Annotated in this window: 1 protein-coding gene; it reads right to left on the bottom strand. The window is 49.9% G+C overall.

Going from position 1 to position 843, the window contains the following annotated elements; translation table 11 throughout:
* Window positions 1-843 (bottom strand): peroxidase family protein (locus R7Q48_RS26035; protein ID WP_318133073.1); only part of this gene is annotated, 843 nt, incomplete at both ends.

Raw genomic sequence — 843 nt, 5'->3', positions numbered from 1 at the left:
AATCCTTGGTCGTGAATGTCGGCACCTTCTGGCTCTGGGCCTAAATTGGCTGCATCACCGTTACCATGCGCTTTACCTACGGTGTGGCCACCAGCGGTTAGGGCAACGGTTTCTTCATCATTCATTGCCATTCGAGCGAACGTAACTCGTACGTCGTGCGCGGTTTTGAGTGGATCCGGCTGTCCATCGACGCCTTCTGGGTTGACATAAATTAAGCCCATCATCACAGCGGCGAGTGGATTCTCTAAATCCCGTTCACCTGAATAGCGGCTGTTAGGGTTGTTGGTAGGTGCCAGCCATTCTTTTTCTGAGCCCCAATAAATGTCCTTTTCTGGGTGCCAGATGTCTTCGCGCCCGAATCCGAAGCCGAACGTTTTCAACCCCATGGATTCATAAGCCATCGTACCGGCATACGCAATGAGATCGGCCCAGCTCATTTGGTTGCCATATTTTTTCTTAATCGGCCAAAGGATACGTCTTGCTTTGTCGAGATTAGCGTTATCTGGCCATGAATTTAGCGGGGCGAAACGTAAATTACCGGTGCCCGCACCGCCGCGACCATCTGCGATTCGATAAGTCCCTGCCGCATGCCATGACATACGAATCATCAAGCCGCCATAATGTCCCCAGTCAGCAGGCCACCATTCTTGGCTATCGGTCATTAGTGCGATGAGGTCTTGTTTGAGTGCAGAGAAATCGAGTTTTTTGACTTCTTCTTGGTAATCAAAATCACTCGACATTGGATTTGTTTTAGCGTCGTGTTGATGCAAAATGTCGAGGTTGAGCGACTTCGGCCACCAGTTCTTTTCTGTTCTGTCATTGGTGGTCATGGAGCCATGCATT

This window comes from Vibrio sp. 378 (genome assembly GCF_033339435.1).
This window is presented reverse-complemented; position numbering and strand designations above follow the sequence as displayed.